Raw genomic sequence first — 17166 nt, 5'->3', positions numbered from 1 at the left:
CCCTCCACCGGCGCGTCAGGTCACTCGAACACCTCCGCGTTCGCATAACTGGTCCCCTCCGGGGCCGTGCACACGAACCAGTTCACCGGGGAACCGGCCGCCCGCACCGGCCGGGTCAGGGTGCTGGTGCCGTCCTTCCAGACGCACTTGACCTGCGGGGCGGTGGTGGAGACCTCGCCCACCACGAGCCGCTCCGGGCCGTCGGAGTTCCCCTCGGCCAGCGGCAGCGCCGCCGACATGGAGTCCGTGGCGGTCATGGACGCCCACTTCGCGGCCGAGTCGAACATGATCACCCTGAGGCGGCTGCCGCCGTAGTACAGGCCCGCGTAGTGCGAGGTCTTGCCGATCAGGTGCAGGCGGTCGGGCAGTGCGCCCTCGTCGATGCCGTACTTCCGCATCGCGGCCAGCTGACCGGTCACCTCGGTGTGGTCCCGCGGCGGTCCCCACACGGAGAGCACGACACGCCACCTCTTGCCGTGGTCCGTGCCCCGCGCCAGCTCGGTGAGCTGCGGGGTGTACACATGCCGGGGGTCCTGCGGGGCGGGCGGCGCGGTGGCCACGTCCGACCGGGTGGCGGTGTGGCCGCCGCCGGGCAGCCCCGTCACGGCCAGCGTCGCCCCCGTGGAGCCCGCCAGCACCAGGGCGGTGGCCGCGGTCACCGCCCAGCGGCGCGCCCTGCGGCGGCGGCCGCCCCGGATGACCGCCTGGACGGGGGCTATGCCGATCTCGACCTCGTCCGCGGCGTCCGCGAGAAGGAAGGCGATGTCGGTCCGGCTCATGTCGTTGTTCTCCGCGCTCATCACTTCCGCCCTCCGTGGGTCACCGTCTCCGCCAGTCCCGGTATGGCCCTGAGCTTCGCGATGCCCTTGGCCGCGTTGCTCTTGACCGTGCCGACCGAACACCCCATCGCCTCGGCCGCCTGACTCTCGGTCAGGTCCTCCCAGTAGCGCAGGACCACCGCCTCCCGCTGCCGCACGGGCAGCCGGGCGAGCGCCTTGAGGAGGGTCCTGCGGTCGTCGGCCTGCGCGATCCGGTCCCCTGTGTCGGCCACCTCGGGCACCAGCCCCGAGTCGTCCTTCGGCGCCAGGTACTCCTTCAGCCTTCTGCGGTGCTTGCGCGCATGCAGATTGATCATCACGCGCCGTACGTACGCGTCGGGTTCGTCGGCCCTGCCGACCCGGCTCCAGGCCACGAAGACCCGCTCCAGCGTCGACTGCACCAGATCCTCGGCCGCGTGCTGCTCCCCCGTGAGAAGAAATGCCGTACGCATCAGCCGCGGCCAGCGGCCGACCATGAAGCTCTGGAACTCCTCGGCCCCTGTCTGCTTCCCGTCCCCCATGGGCACCTCCTAGACATTCAAAGGAGTCCATGAGCGGCCCGAACCGTTGCCCCCTCCCACGGAAAATCCCGGAAGCCGGTGCACCCGGCCCCCGGGCGGCGCCCCGGCGGGCCCTCCGCAGTACCCGCGTCAGCGCCCCGGCGGGCCCTCCGCAGCGCCCGCGTCAGCGCCTCGGCGTCCTCCGCAGCGCCCGCGTCAGCGCCCCGGCGCCTGCGCGCTCACTTCCGCGGCAGCCACAGCCGTACCAGCACCGCGCCGCACAGCAGGACCACCGTGCTCGCGCGGAAGGCCAGGGCGTAGCCGTCGGTCAGGGCCGCGGGGCCGGTGCCGCCGTCCGTGCCGGAGGCGGCGACCGTGGACATCACGGCGAGCCCCAGCGAGCCGCCCATCGTCCGGGAGGTGTTGATCAGGCCGGAGACCACCCCGGCCTCGCCCGGAGCCGCCCCGGAGGTGGCCAGCGAGGCGAGCGGGGTCGCGGCCAGGCCCGCGCCGAGCATCATCAGGACGCCCGGGATCATGATCGCGGTGACGTACTGCCCGTGCGCGCTCATCGTCGACTGCCAGCCGAAGCCGGCCGCGGCCACCAGCGTGCCCAGCACCGCCACCGACCGCGCGCCCGCCGTCCGCATCAGCCGCGGCGCCAGCTTGGAGCCGACGACCACGGACAGCGAGCTGGGCACCAGGGCGACACCGGCCTCCAGCGGCGAGTAGTGGAGGACGTTCTGCGCGTACAGGGTCATGAAGTACCACATGCAGAACATGGCCGAGCCGGAGACGAACATCGCGGCGTTCGCCGAGGCCACCGAGCGCAGCCGGAGCAGCCCGAGCGGCATCAGCGGGGCCGCCGTACGCGCCTCGACCAGCAGGAAGCCGCCGATCAGCAGCAGACCGGCGAGCAGCGGCAGCAGCGTGGCCGGCGCCGCCCAGCCCTCGGCCTCCGTCTGCGAGATGCCGTAGGCCAGGGTGCCGAGGCCGGCCGTCACCAGCAGCGCGCCCGGCAGGTCCAGGCGCCGTCCGTCCCCGGTGCGGCTCTCGGTGAGCCACAGCACCGAGCCGGCCAGCACCACCGCGCCCACCGGCACGTTGATCAGCAGCACCCAGCGCCACGACAGCGCGTCCACGAGCAGCCCGCCGACCAGTCCGCCCGCGGCGCCGCCGCCCGCGCCCACCGCGGTCCAGGTCGCGATCGCGCGGGCCCGGGCCGGTCCCTCGGGCACGGCGGAGGTGAGCAGGGTCAGCGTGGAGGGGGCGAGCACCGCCGCGCCGAGCCCCTGCACGGCCCGCGCCAGCAGCAGCTGCCAGCCGTCCTGGGCCAGCCCGCCGCCCAGCGAGGCCAGCGTGAACAGGCCGAGCCCCACGAGGAACATCCGCTTACGGCCGTACAGGTCGCCGGCCCGGCCGCCGAGCAGCATGAATCCGGCGAAGGCGATGGCGTAGGCGTTCACCACCCACTGGAGCCCGGAGGCACTGAGCCCGAGGTCGGTGCGCATCGACGGCAGGGCGACGTTCACGACCGACACGTCCAGGACGACCAGGAACTGGCCGGCGCAGGCCAGCGCCACCACCAGCCAGGTGGGCGGCTTCGTCCGACGGGATATGACGGGCGGGGTCTCGGTGGCTTCCAGCATGGGTGTCATGTTCTCAACCTCATGACGGTCCTTGCATCGGCATTTCGGACCACCGGGGTCTAGGTCGCCGGGCCTACGCGGGGAGCCCTGGGACCCCCGCCGGCCCATGACGACATCTCAGAAACCCATGGAACGGTCAAGAATTCATTAGGAGCTCGAAGCAACGGAATAGTTGCCTGCGCATACGAGGTTTACCCAGCACTTATGTACACGGGAGGCCTCACTCAATGACGCAGACGACGACCGACCAGCCCACCCGGGCGGTGAGCGGGGCCGTGGTCCCGGTGCTCGCCTTCGCGGGCATCGTGGTCGCGGTGATGCAGACCCTGCTCGTGCCGGTCATCAAGGACCTGCCGCAGCTGCTGGACACCGCCCCCAGCAACGCCACCTGGGTCCTCACCTCGACCCTCCTGTCCGGCGCCGTGGCCACCCCGATCATGGGCCGGCTCGGCGACCTCTACGGCAAGCGGCGCATGCTGATCCTCAGCCTCGCCGTGATGGTGGTCGGCGCCCTGGTCAGCGCGCTCACCAGCCAGCTGCTCACCATGATCGTCGGTCGCACCCTCCAGGGCTTCGCCATGGGCGCGATCCCGCTCGGCATCGGCCTGATGCGGGACATGCTGCCGCGCGAGAAGCTCGGCTCCGCCATGGCCCTGATGAGCTCCTCCATCGGCGTCGGCGGCGGCCTCGCACTGCCCGCCGCCGCCCTGGTCGCACAGCACGCCGACTGGCACGCCCTGTTCTACGGCGCCGCCGGCCTCGGCGTGCTGTCCATCGCGCTGACGCTCCTCGTCGTCCCCGAGTCCCCGATGCGGGCCGAGGGCACCTTCGACCTGGCCGGCGCGATAGGCCTGTCCACCGGTCTGGTGCTGCTCCTGCTGCCGATCACCAAGGGCAGCGACTGGGGCTGGTCCTCCGGCACCACGCTGGGCCTGTTCGCCGCGTCCGTCGTCGTGCTCGTCCTGTGGGGCCTGTTCGAGCTGCGCGCCGCGGCTCCCCTGGTCGACCTGCGCACCACCGCCCGCCCGGCGGTGCTCTTCACCAACCTGGCCTCGATCATGGTCGGCGTCGCGTTCTACGTCGTCTCGCTGGTCCTGCCCCAGCTGCTCCAGCTGCCGAAGGCGACCGGCTACGGCCTCGGCCAGTCCATGGTCGTCGCCGGTCTGTGCGTGGCGCCGCTGGGCCTGACCATGATGTTCACCGCCCCGATCTACGCCCGCCTCTCCGCCCGCTTCGGCCCCAAGGTCACCCTCATCATCGGCCTGCTGATCATCGCCCTCGGCTACGGCGGCGGCCTCGGCCTGATGGACGCGGCCTGGCAGACGATCGTCACGTCCGTGGTCCTCGGCGCGGGCATCGGTCTGGCCTACTCCTCCCTGCCCGCACTGATCGTCGGCGCCGTCCCGGCCTCCGAGACGGGCGCCGCGAACGGCCTGAACACCCTGATGCGGTCCATCGGCACCTCGGTGTCGAGCGCCGTCATCGGCATGGTGCTGGCCAACACGGCGAACGACGTCGGCGGCATCGAGATCCCGACCATGCACGGCTTCCGGGTCTCCTTCCTGATCGCCACGGCCGCCGTCGCCGCGGGTCTGGTGCTGGCGCTGTTCCTGCCGAAGGCCGGCCGCCCGGCCCCGCAGGAGCACCCGCAGCTGCGGGCCAGCAGCGAGGAGGACGCCGTGCTGGAGCGCGCCGAGGAGGTGCTGCGCGGCTTCCGCGGGCGGGTCCTGGGTGCCGACGGGGTCCCGGTCGCCCGGGCCAAGGTCACGCTGATCGACCGCCGGGGGCGGCAGGCCGGGGCGACCGTCTCCGACGAGGACGGCGGGTATGCGCTGGCCGTGCCGGAGCGGGGGGCGTACGTGCTGGCGGCGAAGGCCTCCGGCCATGGGCCGCTGGCTTCTGCCGCGACGCATTCCGGTGAGGAGCGGACTGTGGAGCTGGATCTGGCGTTGCCGGTGGAGGTGGTGAGCGCGTAGCGCTCTGCGCGTGGAGCTCGGGGGGGTTCTGTTCGTCTTGCGGGTGACGCGCCGTTGTGGCTGGTCGCGCAGTTCCCCGCGCCCCTGGGTGCCGCACCCCAGGTCACATGAGTGACCTGGGGTGCGGCACCATGGGCGCTCATACAGCCGTACGACCGGAAGGCTCCCGATGCCCACCCCGTGCCCCACGCCCGAGATCCTGGCCGCCTTCGAAAAGGCCAAGGGGTTCATGCCGGTGGACGAGGGCATGGCCCTGTATGCAGCCGCCGTCGGGGCCGGTGCGCTCGGGTTGCCGTTGCTGGAGGTCGGTACCTACTGCGGGCGGTCCACCATCCTGCTCGCCGACGCCGCCCGGGCGGCCGGGGTGACGGCGCTGACCGTCGACCACCACCGGGGCAGCGAGGAGCAGCAGCCCGGCTGGGACTACCACGACCCGGAGACCGTCGATCCGGAGGTGGGGCTCATGGACACGCTGCCGACCTTCCGCCGGACGCTGTTCCGGGCCGGGCTGGAGGAGCACGTGGTCGCCCTCGTCGGGCGCTCCCCGCAGATCGCCGCCTTCTGGAACTCCCCGCTCGGTCTCGTCTTCGTGGACGGCGGCCACACGGACGAGCACGCCACCGCCGACTACGAGGGCTGGGCGCCGCACCTCGCCGAGGGCGGACTGCTCGTCATCCACGACGTGTTCCCGCACCCCGAGGACGAGTTCACCGGCCAGGCGCCGTACCGGGTGTACCTGCGGGCGCTGGAGTCCGGGGCGTTCGCGGAGGTCTCCGCCACCGGTTCGCTGCGTGTCCTGCGGCGAACCGGCGCCGGGATCGGAACGGCCGGTTAGAGTCGCAGACGTGTCGTACGCAGGCCCGGAATTCGAACCCCCGCAGGTACGCCGGCTCCGGCGTGGTCCGCTGACCGTGGCGCTGGCCGCGCTGGTGCCCGGGGCGCTGGCCGGCTGGGCGGTGTACGCGGCGGTGGGCGGCGGGGGCCCGGACGGCGCGAAGGCCGGGGCCCCGCACCCGAACACCTCGGCGGCCTCGTCCGCACAGCCTCGCTCGGGGTCCTCCACCCCCTCCCCCGACGACGACGGGAAGTCGTCCGCCGCCCCGCTCGCCGGGAAGGTCATCGTCATCGACCCGGGCCACAACCCGGGCAACTTCCGGCACACGGCGGAGATCAACCGCCCGGTGGACATCGGCACGAACCGCAAGGAGTGCGACACCACCGGGACGTCCACGAACGCCGGTTACACGGAGGCCGAGTTCACCCTCGACGTGGCACACCGGGTGCGCACCCTGCTGGAGAAGCAGGGCGCCACGGTGAAGTTCACCCATGACGGGGGCAGTCCGGCGTGGGGGCCGTGCGTGGACGAGCGGGCCCGGATCGGGAACACCGCGCACGCCGACGCGGCCGTCTCCATCCATGCCGACGGCGCCACCGAGGGCGACCGGGGCTTCCATGTCATCCTGCCGGGGCCGGTGCACTCCGGTGCCGCCGACACCCGCCCGATCGTCGGCCCCTCACGCGACCTGGGCACCCGGATCGTGGGCCGCTTCCGGCGCGACACCGGGGAGCCGCCCTCCAACTACCTCGGAAAAGGTACCGGTCTCGTCACACGTACGGACCTGGGCGGTCTCAATCTGTCAACAGTTCCCAAGGTGTTCATCGAGTGCGGCAACATGCGCGATAGCAAGGACGCGGCACTCCTGACCAGCGGGACGTGGCGGCAGCGTGCGGCGCGAGGGATCTCTGAGGGAATCGTGAGTTTCCTGCGTCGGTCGTGACCGCCGGGTGGATTCGGCCGTACGGCTGAATCCCGCGGCAGGTAGTGTCTACCGACGACGAGACGACCGACGAAGGACCTGAAGTGAATATCCGCTCCCTCACCAGGGGCGACGGCGCGGTGATCGTGGCAGCGTTGGTGCTGTTCATCGCGTCGTTCCTCGACAACTACTCGTACAACGTCGACGGCGCAGACGGCCTCGACATGCCGAACCTCTGGGCGAGCGGACCGGTCTTCCTCGGCGTGGTGCTCACGGGGATCATCGGCGCGGCGCTCGTCGTCGTGAACCGCGGGCTGCCGCAGCCCCGCAAGGTGGCCGGGCTCGACCTCGGCCAGGCCGGCGTCGCGTTCACCGTGGCCGCCGCGCTCTCGGCGCTCGGCAATGTCATCGACCCGGCCGGCGGCGGCAACAACTTCGGCGGCTCCAGCAGCGACGGTCCGGACGCGGGCACGGGGCTGATCCTCGCCCTGGTCGCCACGCTGGTCATGGCCGCTGCCGCCGTCGCCACCCCGCTGGTCCCGGCGCTCCAGGCCGCGCTGCTCCCGGCCAACAAGCCGGCCGCCCCGCTGCCCTACGGCGGTCAGCCGTCCGGTGGTTACGGCTACCCGGGTGCCCCGGCCGCCGCGCAGACGCCGTACGGCGCCCAGCCGCAGCCGGCCCAGCCGTTCGGCCAGCAGCAGCCTGCCCCGCAGGGGGGCGCGGCCCCGGCTCCGGAGGCGCAGCCAGCCGGGGACTTCTCGCCGTTCTGGTTCGCGGTGCCGGTGGCCCGTCCGCTGTTCGGTGAGGACGGTTCGCCGACCCCGATCGCCGAACTGGCGCCGGGCACCTGGTACCTGGCGGTCGAGCAGCGCGGTGCCGCGCTGGTCGCGCAGACCCAGGACGGCCGCCGTGGCGTCCTCCAGGACACCTCCGGCATCCAGCGCGGCTGACCCGCCGGAACCGTCGTACCCGGCCCCTCGCCCTTCCGGGCGGGGGGCCGTTGCCGTACAGTCACGCGACCGGCAGGGAATTGACGGACCGTCAGGAGGATCCGGTATGCGGCTGGGTCTGGCACTCGGATACTGGGGGCGCGGTCCCGATCCCCGGCACGTGGCGCTCGCGCGGGAGGCGGAGCGGCTCGGGTACGCCTCGGTGTGGACGGCGGAGTCCTGGGGCTCGGACGCCTTCACCCCGCTGACCTGGATCGCCGCGCACACCTCGACGATCGGGCTGGGTACGGCGGTTGCCCAGATGGCCGCCCGCTCACCGGCCGCCACCGCGATGCACGCCCTCACCCTGGACCACCTCTCCGGCGGGCGGGTGCTGCTCGGGCTCGGGCTGTCCGGGCCGCAGGTGGTGGAGGGCTGGTACGGCCGTCCGTTCCCGGCGTCGCCGCTCGCCGCGACCCGGGAGTACGTGGAGGTCGTACGGCAGGTGCTGCGGCGGGAGGCGCCCGTGGAGGCGGCCGGACGGTTCCATCCGCTGCCCTACCGGGGGCCGGACGGCACCGGACTCGGCAGGCCCCTGAAGTCCATCACGCATCCGCTGCGCCGGGACCTGCCGGTGCTGCTGGGCGCCGAGGGCCCGAAGAACGTCGCCCAGACCGTGCGGATCGCCGACGGCTGGCTGCCGCTGTACTGGGCGCCGAGCCGGCCCGAGGTGTACGGCGAGGTGGTGCGGGAGCTGCCCGAGGGGTTCATGGTGGCGCCGATGGCGCGGGTGAAGGTCTGCGACGACGTGGCGGAGGGGCTGCTGGCCGTCAAGGCCATGCTGGGCTTCTACATCGGCGGCATGGGGCACGCGGCCCGGAACTTCCACGCCGATCTGATGGCCCGCATGGGGTACGAGGAGGAGGCGCGGCGGATCCGGGAGCTGTTCCTCGCCGGGCGGCGGCAGGAGGCGGTGCTGGCCGTGCCGGACGCCTTCGCCGACGAGATCTCCCTGGTCGGCCCGCGCGAACGCATCGCCGAGCGGCTGGCGGCCTGGCGGGCGGGGCCGGTGACGGACCTGCTGGCCCTGTCGCCGGACCCGCACACGCTCCGGGTGCTGGCGGAGCTGAACTCCTGAGCGACGGCTAGCCCTTGGACAGCTGGGAGGCCGAGGGGACCTGGTCCTTGACGGTGGCGCCGGCGCTGGCGCCCGCCTCCTTCACCTTGGCGATGACGTCATTGAAGGAGTTGGCCGCGTTCGCGTCACCGCTGCGCAGCTTGGCCGGCAGGCTCTTCAGGGCCGCGATGCTCGCGCTGAGCGGGGCGAGCGCCTTGGACAGCGCCGGATCGCCCTGGGCGTTGCGGACGGCCGCCTTGAGCCGGTTGTAGGTGAACGCGCCCGCCAGCCCGGCCTTCACCAGGGCCAGCTTGCGGCCGTGGGCGCCCTTCTTGAACTTGCCGGCCTTCCAGGGCTTCACGATCCACTGGTAGGTGGCGCCGGCGGCGAGGCCGGCGTTCGCCACGAAGCGGGTCTTGGCGAACTTCTGCCGTTCGGCGGAGGTGCTGGGGCTCGGGCTGTCGGCGGCGGGCACGGCCTGCACCGCCACGCTGTCCTTCGTACGGGTCTGGCCGGTTCCGCAGGCGGTGGCACCGGCCAGCATGGCACAGCACAGGGTGAGCGCCACGACAAGGCGCCGCATCGGCACGGACATCGGTACGGGCACGGGGTCCTCCGGACACGTCCTCCCCGAGTGGTCTGCTTCCTCGGGCAGCCTCCCCCGGGGCGGCCGCACGCGCCACTTGGCGTCCGCCGTCCGGGTTTCACCGCCCGTCGCCCGGCAATCCGGAAGGTATGTCCCCTCGATATCGCAACCCTGCGAATCAGGCCGGGACGGTCGTCGCGATCGTCGCCGACGTCATGGCCGTGATCCTCGGCCTGTGGATCCTGATGTATCTGCTGGAGGCGAACCGGGCCAACAGCCTGGTCCAGTTCGTCCATGACACAGCCAGGTGGCTGGCGGGCTGGTCCCACGACCTCTTCACGTTCAACGAGGCGTGGGCCCGGGTCGTCGCAGGCTATGGCCTGGCCGCCGTGGTCTACCTGTTCGTCGGCCACGCCATCGCCCACCGCCTGCACCGGCACTGACCCCGGGCCCCGGCTGGAAAGGCCCTAGCCGCAGCAGTCGGGGTCCAGGCCTGCCGGGAGGTGTTCGGCGCCGAAGACCGCGCACGTCGCCTCGTGCCCGCCCAGCGCCGCCACCGCGAGCAGCAGCGAGCCCGCCGTCCACGAGGTGAGTTCGCGCGGCCAGATCGCGTCGTCCTCGAAGACGTAGCCCGTCCAGTACAGGCCGGTCTCCGGGTCGCGCAGATGCTGGATGGACTGGAGGATCTCCAGCGCGCGGTCCGACTCGCCCATCGCCCACAGGGCCAGGGCGAGTTCGCTGGACTCGCCGCCGGTCACCCAGGGGTTGGGGACCACACAGCGCACCCCGAGACCGGGGACGACGAAGCGGTCCCAGGACTCCTCGATGCGGGCCTTGGCCTCGGCTCCGGTGAGGGCGCCGCCGAGGACCGGGTAGTACCAGTCCATCGAGTAGCGGCCCTTGTCGAGGAACCGCTCCGGGTGGCGGCGGATGGCGTGCCGCAGCGCCCCGGCCGCCAGCTCCCAGTCCGGCTGCGGCTCCTCGCGCTGCTCGGCGATGGCCAGCGCGCAGCGCAACGCGTGATGGATGGAGGAACTGCCGGTCAGCAGGGCGTCCGTGGCCGCCGTACCGTCGTCGTCGCGGCGCCAGCCGATCTGCCCGCCGGGCTGCTGGAGCCGCAGCACCCACTCCACGGCCGCGTAGACACAGGGCCACATGCGGTCCAGGAACGTGTCGTCGCCGGTGGAGAGGTAGTGGTGCCAGACGCCTACGGCTATGTAGGCGACGAAGTTCGACTCGCGGGCGCGGTCGGTGACGTCGTCGTGGGCGCCGTCGGCGTAGGCCGCGTACCAGGAGCCGTCCTCGTTCTGGTGCCGGGCCAGCCAGAGGTAGGCCCGCTCGGCGGCGTCGTGCTCGCCGGCCGCGTCCAGGGCCATGGCGGCCTCGGTGTGGTCCCACGGGTCGAGGTGGTGGCCGCGGAACCAGGGGATCGCGCCGTCCTCCCGCTGCACCGCGAGGATGCCGCGCACGGTCGCGGCGGCCTGCTCGGCGGTGAGGACCCCGGGCAGGACGAGGTGTTCTGTCCGGGGAGTGGTCACCGGGCGGCCGCCTCGTCGGAGAGCCGGGGCAGGTGCGGCTTGGTCGCGTAGACGACGAAGCTCTTGCCGATCAGCGGGTTGAGCGCCTGCTCGGCGACCCGGGTGGCGAGCGGCTTCTTCATGATGTCCCAGACCAGCAGCTTGTGGTACGCCTTCACCGGCAGCGCCTTGTCGTTGTCGACGCCGAAGGCGCACTTCAGCCACCAGTACGGCGAGTGCAGGGCGTGCGCGTGGTGGGTGCCGTACGGCTTCAGGCCCGCCTCGCGGACCTTGGCGAGCAGCTCGTCCGCCTTGTAGATGCGGATGTGGCCGCCCTCGACCTCGTGGTAGGCGTCGGACAGCGCCCAGCAGACCTTCTCGGGGCCGTAGCGCGGCACGGTGATCGCGATGCGGCCGCCCGGCCGGAGGACCCGGACCATCTCCGCGAGGACGCCCTTGTCGTCGGGGATGTGTTCCATCACCTCGGAGATGATGACGACGTCGAAGGACTCGTCCGGGAAGGGCAGGGCGAGGGCGTCGCCCTCCATCGCGGTGGCGGTGGCCCCGGCCGGCGCCTCCCCGGCCTCCTTCATCGCCGCGAACCACTTGGCGACCTCGCGGATCTCCTCGGCGTTCTGGTCGAGGGCCACCACCTGGGCGCCGCGCCGGTAGCACTCGAAGGCGTGCCGGCCGGCCCCGCAGCCGAGGTCCAGGACTCGGTCGCCCGGGGCGAGCGGGAACCGGGAGAAGTCGACGGTCAGCACGTGGCCCTGCTTTCGGAGGAGACGCCTGCAACGGTTACCGGGTCCGCGAAGCGGCCGGGGGTCTGGGCCGCTTCGCGGCCGGGGCCCGGGGTGCGGGGGCTGCCCGCGGAGCGGGCGATGGCCTCGCGGTAGTGGGCGACGGTGCCCTCCGCGGCGCGCGCCCAGGTGAAGTGCCGCAGCACCCGGTCCCGGCCCGCCGCGCCGAGCCGGGCCCGCAGCTCCGGGTCCCCGAGCAGCCGGCCGAGCCCGGCGGCCAGCGCTCCCGCGTCCCCGGGCGGTACGGCCAGACAGGTCTCGCCGTCGCGGCCGGCGACCTCGGGGATCGCGCCGCCGGTGGTGGCGAGCAGCGGGGTGCCGGTGGCCATGGCCTCGGCGGCGGGCAGCGAGAACCCCTCGTACAGCGAGGGCACACAGGCGATCTCGGCCGAGCGGATCAGGTCGACCAGTTCGGCGTCGGAGATGCCCTTGACGAAGTCGACGGCGCCGTCGAGGCCGTACCGCTCGATGGCCGCCGCGACCGGCCCCTTGGTGGGCCGCTTGCCGACGACGACGAGATGGGCGGCCGGGTGCTCGGTGCGCACCTTGGCCAGCGCCTCCACCAGGAACACCAGGCCCTTGAGGGGCACGTCCGCGCTGGAGGTGGTGACGATCCGGCCCGGCACCTCGGCCACGGACGGATCCGGCGCGAACAGATCGGTGTCGGCGCCGATGTGGACGACGTGCAGCCGGTCGTCGCGGACGCCGAGGTGGCCCACGATCTCCTGCTTCGAGGTGCCGGAGACGGTGAGCACCGAGGGCAGCCGGCGGGCGACGCGCTTCTGCATCCGGGTGAAGGCGTACCAGCGGCGCACCGCGTAGCGGCGCTGCCGGCTGTCGGCCGCGTCCAGTTCGAGCTGCCGGTCGACGGTGATGGGGTGGTGGATGGTGGTGACCAGCGGGGCGCCGATGTCACCGAGGAGGCCGTAGCCGAGGGTCTGGTTGTCGTGGACGACGTCGAACTCGCCGCGCCGGGCGCGCAGATGGCGGCGGGCCCGCAGGGAGAAGGTCAGCGGCTCGGGAAAGCCGCCGGTCCACATCGTCGCCACTTCGAGGGCGTCGATCCAGTCCCGGTACTCGCCCCGGCCGGGGGTGCGGAAGGGGTCGGGCTGGCGGTAGAGGTCGAGGCTCGGCAGCTCGGTGAGGGTGAGGCCGGGGTACCCCTCGTCGAGAACGGGGTACGGCTGCGATCCGATGACCTCGACCCGGTGCCCGAGCCGGGCCAGCTCCCGCGAGAGGTGACGTACGTACACCCCTTGGCCGCCGCAGAACGGGTTCCCTTTATAGGTGAGGAGCGCGATGTCGAGCGGTCGCCCGCCGTCGGCAGCAGGGCCTTCTTCGGCGCCTGCCGTCCGGGCCTCAGCGGTCACTCCGTGCCCCCTTCTGCCTGCACTGTCCCGCGAGACTACGACGGGACGCTAATCTAGAACAAGTTACAGACTTGATCGTTCAGGAGGCTCTGAATCTACCGGCAGGTAGGGGCGCTGTGACCAGTGGATCAGGTGATTCGCGCCACGGCGCGCCGCCCTGTCGTACAGGGTGATCACGAGCCCTGTAGATGCTCCTCACCGACTGTCACGGAACGGGACCCATGCCTGCGGAAGCCAGTACCACGCGGCCGGCGGCGCCGGCCCTGACCGAGCGGCAGGAAGCCCGCCGCCGCAGGATCCTGCACGCGAGCGCCCAGCTGGCCAGCCGGGGCGGCTTCGACGCCGTCCAGATGCGCGAGGTCGCCGAGTCCTCGCAGGTGGCCCTCGGCACCCTCTACCGCTACTTCCCGTCCAAGGTGCATCTGCTGGTCGCCACCATGCAGGACCAGCTGGAGCGCATGCACGGCACCCTGCGCAAGAAGCCCCCGGCCGGCGCCACCGCCGCCGAGCGGGTCGCGGAGACCCTGATGCGCGCCTTCCGCGCCCTCCAGCGCGAGCCACAGCTGGCCGACGCGATGGTCCGCGCCCTGACCTTCGCCGACCGCAGTGTGTCGCCCGAGGTGGACCAGGTCTCCCGGCAGACGACGGCGATCATCCTCGACGCGATGGGGCTCGACCACCCCACCCCGGAGCAGCTCTCCGCCGTCCGCGTCATCGAGCACACCTGGCACTCGGCCCTGATCACCTGGCTCTCCGGGCGCGCGTCGATCGCCCAGGTGAAGATAGACATCGAAACGGTGTGCCGGCTGATCGACCTGACGTCGGACTGATCCCGGGCACAGAAAGACCTACGAGACGGGTTCCCTTCGCCGGCATGGTCCGGATCAGGTGATGGGGGTCGCCGTCGGGCCCGACTGCTGCCCTCCGGCCTCTCAGCCCTACCGTCGCTGTCGGCCCGGGCGGATGCGTGTGCGTCTCGCCTGAGTCGGCTACCTCGGTCGGGCTCCCTCACTCGCCTCGTAGGCTGCTTTCAGGATAATCCCGACTCCGTCGGATGTAACCCCCTAATTAGGACTATTTCCCCTCGGGGGCTCGATGGCACCGGGGCTACTCCTCGGGCGGGAAGACCGCTTCCCCGCTGCCCAGCAGGGTGATCAGGATGGCCTCCACCGGGCACTGCTCGGCCGCCGCCAGGACCGGTTCGCTCGCGTCGGCGTCCGGGGCCACCGGATGGGACTGGCGGGCGGAGTCGAGACGGAAGGCGTCGGGGGCGTGGTGCAGGCACTGGGCGGAGCCGATGCACACCGACCGGTCGACCTCGATGTGCCAGCGGTCGCCCATCGTCAGGCCCCCGCCGGGAGGTGGATCATCTTGTGCTCGAGGTAGGCGCCGTAGCCCTCGGGCCCGAACTCCCGCCCGAGACCGGAGTTCTTGTAGCCGCCGAACGGGCCGAGCATGTCCAGGCTGAAGGTGTTGACGGAGTAGGTGCCGGTGCGGACCTGCCGCGCCACCTCGATGCCACGCTCGACGTCCGCGGTCCAGACGCTGCCGGACAGGCCGTACTCGGAGTCGTTGGCGATCCGTACGGCCTCGGTCTCGTCGCCGTACGGCAGCAGGCAGATCACCGGGCCGAAGATCTCCTCGCGGGCGATCCGCATGGCGTTGTCGACGTCGCCGAAGAGGGTCGGCTCGACGTACCAGCCCTTCTCCAGGCCCGCCGGGCGGCCACCGCCGGTGAGGATCTTGGCGCCCTCCTCCTGGCCGATGCGGATGTAGTCGAGGCTCCGCTGCCGCTGGCGCCGGGCGACCAGCGGGCCGACCTGGGTGGCCGGGTCGAGCGGGTCGCCGACCCGGAGCGCGCTCGCGGCCTGGGCGAAGGCGTCGGCGAACTCGGCGTAGCGGGCGCGCGGGACCAGGATCCGGGTCTGCGCCACGCAGGCCTGGCCGTTGTTCATCCAGGCCGCCGGGACGATGCCGGACACGGCCGTCTCCAGGTCGGCGTCCGGGAGCACGATCGCCGCCGACTTGCCGCCCAGCTCCAGGGTGACCCGGGTGAGGTTGCGGGCGGCGCCCTCCATCACGCGCCGGCCGGCCGGGACCGAGCCGGTGAAGGAGACCTTGTCGACGCCGGGGTGACCGACCAGGTACTCGCTGACCTCGCGGTCGGCGGGCAGGACGGAGAGGACGCCTTCGGGGAGACCGGCGTCCCGGGCGATCTCCGCCAGCAGATACGCGTCCAGCGGGGACTCCGGGGACGGCTTCAGTACGGCCGTACAGCCGGCCAGCAGCGCGGGCGCGAGCTTGGCGGCGGCGACGAACTGCGGCACGTTCCAGGGGACGACCGCGGCGACCACGCCGACCGGTTCGCGCCGGACCAGGATCGGGCCGAGGACCCCGGCGCGCCGCTCCTCGTACGGGTACGCGCGCGCGACCCCGATCGCCGCGTCCCACACCATCATCGCGCCGAGCGCCTGGGCGAGGACGCTCCAGGAGTACGGGGAGCCGTTCTCGGCGGAGATCACCCGGGCGATCTCCTCGTGCCGGGCGGCGATGCCGTCCTTGATACGGCTGACGACCTCGATCCGCTCCTCCAGGCCGGCGCGCGGCCATGGGCCGGTATCGAAGGCCCGGCGCGCGACCGCCACGGCCCGGTCGACATCGGCCCGGGAGGCGTGCGGGACACGACCGATGACCTCCTCGGTGTGCGGCGAGATCACCTCGATGACGTCCTCCCCCAGGGGATCGGTCAACTCCCCGCCGATGAACAGCTGTCCGTGTTCCACGAGCTCGGCCATACCGACTGCCTCCCGCCGCACCGCAGGTTTCTGACGCTGTTTCAGAACTGATATCAGTTCTAGTTGCAGTAGTCCACGGAGAGGACGAGAATGCCTTTGACCAGGGGTTTCCCGGAGATCAGGGGCGAGTGCGGATGGCGTGGGCCGTCAGGGGGCCGTCGGGGCCTCGTGAGCCCGTGCGGTACATCTCGTCGACGGCCTTCCACGTAGGCGTCTCGCTGCTCGGCATGGGGTGGGTGTAGGCGCGGAGCGTGAAGCGGGCGTCGGCGTGGCTGAGGTAGGTGCTGAGGGCCTTGATGCTCTCCCCGGAGTCGAGGCGACTCGCTCCACTCACCGTGCGCGGCCCGGCCATCCGGCCGGGGTGGCCGGCTCCACGGTTTTAGACAGCCACTTTGGCGCGAGCCTCGATGATCATGACCCCAGCGTCGTGCTTCACGGCCGGGTCCACTACCTGCCCGACGCGCCGGAAGCTTACGGGGCCCTGATCACTCGCGGCAAAGCGGCTCAGCCCAAAGCCGCTCCGCCGGCCTTTAATCGCCGAGTGCCGAGGGAGACGGCACAACCAAAGCCGGGGACAGCTAGTAACCGCAGTGCTACATTGTGATGCATGTCGCAGCCTGGTGCCGAAAGTACTTCGAGTGTTGAAAAAATGATGCTCAAACTACACAACTCATGCAGGGACCATATTGAGCTTGCGACGAGGTCGAGCCAATCTAAGATAAATCAAGTTTTGCACTTGGAAGCCGATCTCGCAATATGGCTCGAAACCCTGAACGATAAGCCCGAGGCCCAACAATTCCAGTCAGCACATCGGGACCTCGGATTGGCATTCTACGCCGCGCTGAGCGGCCTCTACCGACAGGCTTTTTCGAGTCTAAGGTCGTTCATTGAAGTGACCGCTGGAGCGACGTTTCTAAGCTCGCATGAGTTTAAGCGCCGACAATGGGTTAGTGGAGCAATTGACATTAGCTGGAAGTCGATCACATCACCTGATGATGGACTATATTCAACCTCATTCCTGAAGGAGTTTTGCCCAGAGGCGATGGGTGACAAGGAGCAGATGCTTGACAGCCTAAAGTTGACGTACCGGCGATGCTCCGAATACATTCACGGCAACGTCTCAACATCCCGTATGCTACCTACGGAAATTGTTTACCGAGAAGATATTGTAAAAGAGTGGCTAGCCGTGGCCTCGTCGGGCCTATTGGCGGTAATGCACTGCCTCATGGTCCGCTATTACAAGGACATGTCCCCGAAACAAAAAACCATAATTGAGGGGTCGCTCGAAGATCACTATTCCCACCTGATTTCCGTCAGAACGCTACTCGACCTTCCAATGGAGGCTAGGTAAC

General features: G+C 71.2%; 18 protein-coding genes. 8 read left to right on the top strand and 10 right to left on the bottom strand.

Going from position 1 to position 17166, the window contains the following annotated elements; all coding sequences use genetic code 11:
• Positions 1-20 precede the first annotated feature (20 nt).
• The 3 genes from ACWCV9_RS09845 to ACWCV9_RS09835 all read right to left on the bottom strand — a co-directional run bounded on the left by ACWCV9_RS09845 (position 21) and on the right by ACWCV9_RS09835 (position 2967).
• Positions 21-800: a hypothetical protein gene (locus tag ACWCV9_RS09845; protein ID WP_450785286.1), complete on the bottom strand. Its 780-nt coding sequence runs from the start codon at positions 798-800 to the stop codon at positions 21-23.
• Positions 800-1339, bottom strand: coding sequence for a SigE family RNA polymerase sigma factor (locus tag ACWCV9_RS09840; protein WP_450785284.1), 540 nt, complete (start codon positions 1337-1339; stop codon positions 800-802). The genes ACWCV9_RS09845 and ACWCV9_RS09840 overlap by 1 nt, the downstream gene beginning before the upstream one ends.
• Before the next feature lie 218 nt (positions 1340-1557).
• A complete protein-coding gene (locus ACWCV9_RS09835) occupies positions 1558-2967 on the bottom strand; it encodes an MFS transporter (protein WP_450785282.1) in 1410 nt (469 codons plus the stop codon).
• Positions 2968-3194: 227 nt separating this feature from the next.
• Between ACWCV9_RS09835 and ACWCV9_RS09830 the strand changes: the two genes are divergently transcribed.
• The 5 genes from ACWCV9_RS09830 to ACWCV9_RS09810 all read left to right on the top strand — a co-directional run bounded on the left by ACWCV9_RS09830 (position 3195) and on the right by ACWCV9_RS09810 (position 8767).
• Positions 3195-4943, top strand: a complete 1749-nt coding sequence (locus ACWCV9_RS09830) for an MFS transporter (RefSeq protein ID WP_450785280.1) — start codon at positions 3195-3197, stop codon at positions 4941-4943.
• Between the two features lie 169 nt (positions 4944-5112).
• Positions 5113-5778, top strand: coding sequence for a class I SAM-dependent methyltransferase (locus ACWCV9_RS09825; protein WP_450785278.1), 666 nt, complete (start codon positions 5113-5115; stop codon positions 5776-5778).
• A gap of 10 nt (positions 5779-5788) precedes the next feature.
• Positions 5789-6721: an N-acetylmuramoyl-L-alanine amidase gene (locus ACWCV9_RS09820; RefSeq protein WP_450785276.1), complete on the top strand. Its 933-nt coding sequence runs from the start codon at positions 5789-5791 to the stop codon at positions 6719-6721.
• A gap of 83 nt (positions 6722-6804) precedes the next feature.
• Positions 6805-7650, top strand: a complete 846-nt coding sequence (locus tag ACWCV9_RS09815; protein WP_450785275.1) for a hypothetical protein — start codon at positions 6805-6807, stop codon at positions 7648-7650.
• 106 nt (positions 7651-7756) lie between these two features.
• Positions 7757-8767, top strand: a complete 1011-nt coding sequence (locus tag ACWCV9_RS09810; RefSeq protein ID WP_450785273.1) for an LLM class F420-dependent oxidoreductase — start codon at positions 7757-7759, stop codon at positions 8765-8767.
• Positions 8768-8774: 7 nt separating this feature from the next.
• Here the strand turns inward: ACWCV9_RS09810 and ACWCV9_RS09805 are convergent, their stop codons facing one another.
• Positions 8775-9341, bottom strand: coding sequence for a hypothetical protein (locus tag ACWCV9_RS09805; RefSeq protein WP_450785778.1), 567 nt, complete (start codon positions 9339-9341; stop codon positions 8775-8777).
• 140 nt (positions 9342-9481) lie between these two features.
• On the opposite strand from ACWCV9_RS09805, the gene ACWCV9_RS09800 reads away from it, so the two are divergent.
• Positions 9482-9775 carry a hypothetical protein gene (locus tag ACWCV9_RS09800; protein ID WP_385845196.1) on the top strand — a complete coding sequence of 98 codons (294 nt, stop codon included), beginning with the start codon at positions 9482-9484 and terminating at the stop codon, positions 9773-9775.
• 24 nt (positions 9776-9799) lie between these two features.
• Here the strand turns inward: ACWCV9_RS09800 and ACWCV9_RS09795 are convergent, their stop codons facing one another.
• The 3 genes from ACWCV9_RS09795 to ACWCV9_RS09785 are packed head-to-tail and all read right to left on the bottom strand — an operon-like array spanning position 9800 to position 13019.
• Positions 9800-10870 (bottom strand): prenyltransferase, encoded by a 1071-nt coding sequence (locus ACWCV9_RS09795; RefSeq protein WP_450785271.1) that lies wholly within the window; start codon positions 10868-10870, stop codon positions 9800-9802.
• The gene (locus ACWCV9_RS09790) at positions 10867-11613 is read right to left on the bottom strand and encodes a class I SAM-dependent methyltransferase (protein ID WP_385845198.1); all 747 of its coding nucleotides are present in this window, start codon (positions 11611-11613) and stop codon (positions 10867-10869) included. Before ACWCV9_RS09790 ends, ACWCV9_RS09795 begins: the two co-directional genes overlap by 4 nt.
• A complete protein-coding gene (locus tag ACWCV9_RS09785) occupies positions 11607-13019 on the bottom strand; it encodes a glycosyltransferase family 4 protein (protein ID WP_450785269.1) in 1413 nt (470 codons plus the stop codon). The genes ACWCV9_RS09790 and ACWCV9_RS09785 overlap by 7 nt, the downstream gene beginning before the upstream one ends.
• Before the next feature lie 221 nt (positions 13020-13240).
• On the opposite strand from ACWCV9_RS09785, the gene ACWCV9_RS09780 reads away from it, so the two are divergent.
• A complete protein-coding gene (locus ACWCV9_RS09780) occupies positions 13241-13849 on the top strand; it encodes a TetR family transcriptional regulator (protein WP_450785268.1) in 609 nt (202 codons plus the stop codon).
• A gap of 277 nt (positions 13850-14126) precedes the next feature.
• Here ACWCV9_RS09780 and ACWCV9_RS09775 read toward each other — a convergent pair whose 3' ends face one another.
• The 3 genes from ACWCV9_RS09775 to ACWCV9_RS09765 form a co-directional block, all read right to left on the bottom strand.
• The gene (locus tag ACWCV9_RS09775; RefSeq protein ID WP_385845201.1) at positions 14127-14360 is read right to left on the bottom strand and encodes a ferredoxin; all 234 of its coding nucleotides are present in this window, start codon (positions 14358-14360) and stop codon (positions 14127-14129) included.
• A 2-nt stretch (positions 14361-14362) separates the two neighbouring features.
• Entirely contained in the window at positions 14363-15814 is a 1452-nt protein-coding gene (locus ACWCV9_RS09770) for an aldehyde dehydrogenase (protein WP_450785266.1), read from the bottom strand.
• A 118-nt stretch (positions 15815-15932) separates the two neighbouring features.
• The gene (locus ACWCV9_RS09765) at positions 15933-16148 is read right to left on the bottom strand and encodes a hypothetical protein (protein ID WP_450785265.1); all 216 of its coding nucleotides are present in this window, start codon (positions 16146-16148) and stop codon (positions 15933-15935) included.
• 402 nt (positions 16149-16550) lie between these two features.
• On the opposite strand from ACWCV9_RS09765, the gene ACWCV9_RS09760 reads away from it, so the two are divergent.
• Positions 16551-17165: a hypothetical protein gene (locus tag ACWCV9_RS09760; protein ID WP_450785264.1), complete on the top strand. Its 615-nt coding sequence runs from the start codon at positions 16551-16553 to the stop codon at positions 17163-17165.
• Position 17166 lies beyond the last annotated feature (1 nt).

Source organism: Streptomyces sp. NPDC001606 (assembly GCF_053596835.1).
The sequence above is the reverse complement of the archived record's forward strand: the minus strand, read 5'-3'. Positions and strand labels throughout refer to the sequence as shown.

Bases quoted from the DNA above. Each gene is read 5' to 3' on its own strand.
- ACWCV9_RS09845 (WP_450785286.1), bottom strand. From the start codon at position 800: ATGAGCGCGGAGAACAACGACATGAGCCGGACCGACATCGCCTTCCTT.
- ACWCV9_RS09840 (WP_450785284.1), bottom strand. From the start codon at position 1,339: ATGGGGGACGGGAAGCAGACAGGGGCCGAGGAGTTCCAGAGCTTCATG.
- ACWCV9_RS09835 (WP_450785282.1), bottom strand. From the start codon at position 2,967: ATGCTGGAAGCCACCGAGACCCCGCCCGTCATATCCCGTCGGACGAAG.
- ACWCV9_RS09830 (WP_450785280.1), top strand. From the start codon at position 3,195: ATGACGCAGACGACGACCGACCAGCCCACCCGGGCGGTGAGCGGGGCC.
- ACWCV9_RS09825 (WP_450785278.1), top strand. From the start codon at position 5,113: ATGCCCACCCCGTGCCCCACGCCCGAGATCCTGGCCGCCTTCGAAAAG.
- ACWCV9_RS09810 (WP_450785273.1), top strand. From the start codon at position 7,757: ATGCGGCTGGGTCTGGCACTCGGATACTGGGGGCGCGGTCCCGATCCC.
- ACWCV9_RS09805 (WP_450785778.1), bottom strand. From the start codon at position 9,341: ATGTCCGTGCCGATGCGGCGCCTTGTCGTGGCGCTCACCCTGTGCTGT.
- ACWCV9_RS09800 (WP_385845196.1), top strand. From the start codon at position 9,482: ATGTCCCCTCGATATCGCAACCCTGCGAATCAGGCCGGGACGGTCGTC.
- ACWCV9_RS09780 (WP_450785268.1), top strand. From the start codon at position 13,241: ATGCCTGCGGAAGCCAGTACCACGCGGCCGGCGGCGCCGGCCCTGACC.
- ACWCV9_RS09775 (WP_385845201.1), bottom strand. From the start codon at position 14,360: ATGGGCGACCGCTGGCACATCGAGGTCGACCGGTCGGTGTGCATCGGC.
- ACWCV9_RS09770 (WP_450785266.1), bottom strand. From the start codon at position 15,814: ATGGCCGAGCTCGTGGAACACGGACAGCTGTTCATCGGCGGGGAGTTG.